General features: G+C 43.9%; 4 protein-coding genes. All 4 read right to left on the reverse strand.

Features of this window, described 5'->3' with window-relative positions:
- Positions 1-81: 81 nt before the first annotated feature.
- Positions 82-438 (reverse strand): cupin domain-containing protein, encoded by a 357-nt coding sequence (locus WC615_RS22895; RefSeq protein ID WP_372980343.1) that lies wholly within the window; start codon positions 436-438, stop codon positions 82-84.
- 74 nt (positions 439-512) lie between these two features.
- A complete protein-coding gene (locus tag WC615_RS22900) occupies positions 513-827 on the reverse strand; it encodes a hypothetical protein (protein ID WP_372980344.1) in 315 nt (104 codons plus the stop codon).
- 121 nt (positions 828-948) lie between these two features.
- Positions 949-1,287 carry a hypothetical protein gene (locus tag WC615_RS22905; RefSeq protein ID WP_372980345.1) on the reverse strand — a complete coding sequence of 113 codons (339 nt, stop codon included), beginning with the start codon at positions 1,285-1,287 and terminating at the stop codon, positions 949-951.
- Positions 1,288-1,290: 3 nt separating this feature from the next.
- A partial coding sequence (locus WC615_RS22910) for a penicillin acylase family protein (protein ID WP_372980346.1) occupies positions 1,291-3,578 on the reverse strand: 2,288 nt, incomplete at its 5' end.

Below are 3,578 nucleotides of genomic sequence, written 5' to 3' on the forward strand. Positions count from 1 at the left end.
TTCAAAAAAAAGAGATGCCTATTACGGTGTAAAATTATATTTGTAGCTCAATTAATCAATATATAAAACCGTCAACTTATTTCAGGACGAGACATTTAGATCCTCAATCCTAACCGTTGTCATATTGCTGCTTTCGAATGTTAAATTCACAGACCTATTCCCATTTGGCCTTGTACGATGGATAACATTTTTAGGAATGGTAAATAGCTGATTGGGAAACAGTTCAACAGTTCGGTCTTCCAGATCGATAAATATGGAGCCTTCGATAACTAAAAAACTTTCGTCAGATTCCGGGTGAAGATGCCAAAAGTAGGGTTCTGTCATTACACCCATTCTAACTACATGGTCATTAACCTGGGCAACAGGGATGTTTTTATATGTCTCGTTGGTTGTTGCCTCTTGGGTGAGATCGATTATGGATAGTAATTGAGTATTCATTACGTAATAACTTAATGATGTGTGATAGGAACACTAAAAAGGAAAGAAGAGATTTAATTCAATGACTTTATTTCTTAATTAGGGAAATAAATCCACCAATCTTCTATTTTCGCTGCCTGTTCTAAATTATCCGGGTATTCACCCCATAGAACTTTAGCCGGCAAAGCTATATCATTTTTATAGCTGATTAACTTCACTTCATCTCTGCCAATGTCTTTTGCTTTTAGCAGATATATTTCGTTGATTTTTTTCAGTTTGATCAACTTGGACAATTGATCCCAATTTTCCTTAAATGAATCATTTTCAATAATGACCTTTAGTTCCTCACATCCTCTCAAATATTCAATATTAATACATAAGTATATTTTTTGATCGGTATTAGCATCCATCGCTACGATGCTGCAGTAATACGTGATGCCATTATCATCTTTACATAAAGATATAAGGACATTATCATACCAGTCTATGATTATCGTATTAGTGAACTTCATATCGTTTTCATTGGCACCACTACCCCTTCTCAAACACCCGCTTTACCATTAAACCCGATACTGCCGATAAGCCTCCCGCCAACCCGCCAATAATAGCCATCACCGCCAGCAGTAATAGCCAGTTTGGTAAATGAAATACGTGCGCCACACGCGTAGCCAATATATGCTGGTTAGGAAAGCTTTTTAATAGCGCCAGTGCGATCCAGGCTAAGGAGATACCCGCAAAGCCCGACCAAAACGCCCAGCCTGATCTTTTGCCGAAGATGAGCGCAGCACCAAATGCAAGTATGCAGCCTACCCACCATGGGAACAGGTAGCCGCTTATAAATGCCAATAACAGTATTACAGGAAACAGCATAGTTTATTTGCTTAGTGTTAATGTTCTTTTTATCCGGGTTGATTTTTCTGTGGCCGATTGCAGGAACAGCAGTTCTTTCAGCTTACCATCCTGCCAGGTTTTCAGCATATCGTCATAATAAAAACTGCCGGGGTTGCCCGATTGCCCGCCGGGTATGATACCATACCCCTTTACCTGCGGACCAAGCTGTACCACCATACGCCATGATGGGCCATGTCCGTCAATCAGTGCGTTAACGGTTGAGCCTGTACCGCCCGATACAAAGTTACCCGAGCCTAACCCCGGCACATTGCCCAAATGGGCTACTTCAAACGGTTTTACAGTGCCCCATTGCCAGGTTTTACCAATATTACCATGGTTCTTCACCAACTCGTTAACCGTGGCTATATACGAAGCCATTACGATATCTGAAGCGGTTTCTACAACCGGAGTGGCTTTACTGTCAAACCATTTAGAGTTTGGTTCTTTCATCAGTAAAGTTTCCGTCCTGTCCATTGTGGGGTAATATAACAGGGTTTTCTTATCCTCAAAATTATCCCGCCAGGTAAACGTGTAAAACTTAACCCACCAGTTGCTGAAAATACTGGCGCCCACAGATGTTGCACTGAAATACTTATCCCATTTTTTGAGGGTATCTAAAGCTGCAAGCTGGGTATCATCCAGTTTACTGGCATCAAGGTATTTGAGCATAGTTGGCAGTATATCCTGCGCGCGGATGCTGTAATCGTCTGTCTGCAAAAGGCGCATACTATCTACCGTAGCTTTATGCATGGCCCCAAGGCGGTCGTTAATACGTTTGCCACGCTCGTAGCCTTCAAACTTCCAGTTGATATAATACGGGTAAATTTGGTCTGTTGAGGATTGATTGGCCGAGCTTACAAAACCACGCGACGGGTTCTTCACCGTTGGGTTTTGCTCAAAGGGAATCCAACCGTGCCAATCGTTTACAGGGTTGCTGCCATCCATGATGAATTTGCCCTGGTCTTTATACTTAAGCGGCAGTTTACCATTTGGGGTGATAGCAATATCGTTATCCGCGGAGGCGAAAATAAAGTTTTGCGCCGGGGCAGTGTAGTATTTTAAAGCTTCGCGATAGTCGGTATAATTTTTAGCACGATTAAGCAGATAAAAGGTTTTAAACTCGTCGCTTTCATCGTGTGCTATCCAGCGCAGGGCATTCCCTACGGGAATGTTTATGCGACCCTTTTTAGCCATATCGGCATTATCATAAACTACGGGGCCGTGGTGTGTATATATAACGGTATCAATAAGGGGCTTTTGGCCAAGTATATTTATCACTTCAACCTTTTTGGTAACCTTGTTCCATTTGTTGTTGTACCAATATTCGTTGCGGTTAGCATCTTTAAATTTCACCTGGTACCAGTCCAGTATATCCGCATCAACATTGGTAACGCCCCAGCTTACTTTTTGGTTATAACCTATCACAATACAAGGCGCACCCGGCAGGGTAACACCATAAACGTTTACACCCGGCGCCGTCATCTGCATCTGGTACCAGATGGATGGCAAAGTAAGGTTCAGGTGCGGGTCGTTAGCTAAAATAGGGTAACCGCTTGCTGTTTTTGAGCCGCTTACCGCCCAGTTATTGCTGCCAATGCCTTCTATCTTTTCCTTATCCTTCATACTTGCCAGCATCTGTGCTTTAAAAGCGGCAGGCGGGGCAGGTATCGGCAAAGGTTTAAAATCCCATTTTGTCCCTGCCGGGATGATAGGGTCTTCATGATTTGGATAATCGGGGAACAGATCGTTAGTTACCTGCGCACCAAACTTATCAAGCACATTGGTCATAGCCAGTTCGTTTGAGCCACCCGCCAACGTTTCCGACATCAGCTTTAGCAGGTACGCCGAATTGATGGGTTTCCATTCTTCGGGAGCGTAGTTCAACAACTTAAATTCTATGGGGTAGCCGCCGGGTTTAAGCTGTTTGATGTAGGCGTTAACACCATCGCTGTAAGCGTTGATCACCTTACTCATTACCGGGTCTTTCAGGATGCCTTGCAGAGTATGTTCGGCACCATAGGCCATGCCCATACGGCGGTGGTAGCGGTCGATTTCTAAAGCCTTGGGGCCAACAACCTCAGACAGGCGACCTGCCGCACTGCGGGTCTGAATATCCATTTGCCAAAGGCGCGCTTTGGCAGTTAGGTAGCCCTGCACGTAGTATAGGTCGTGGTCGTTCTCTGCAAAAACATGGGGCACCATATTCTCATCATACCTGATGGTTACCTTACCTTGCAAGCCTTTAAGCTTTAGTTTTTCGGTGGGGATGA

It is taken from the genome of Mucilaginibacter sp., from assembly GCF_041663085.1.
GTDB lineage: Bacteria > Bacteroidota > Bacteroidia > Sphingobacteriales > Sphingobacteriaceae > Mucilaginibacter.

Coding starts and splice junctions, on each gene's coding strand:
- WC615_RS22895 (WP_372980343.1), bottom strand. CDS start 438: ATGAATACTCAATTACTATCCATAATCGATCTCACCCAAGAGGCAACA.
- WC615_RS22900 (WP_372980344.1), bottom strand. CDS start 827: ATGGATGCTAATACCGATCAAAAAATATACTTATGTATTAATATTGAA.
- WC615_RS22905 (WP_372980345.1), bottom strand. CDS start 1,287: ATGCTGTTTCCTGTAATACTGTTATTGGCATTTATAAGCGGCTACCTG.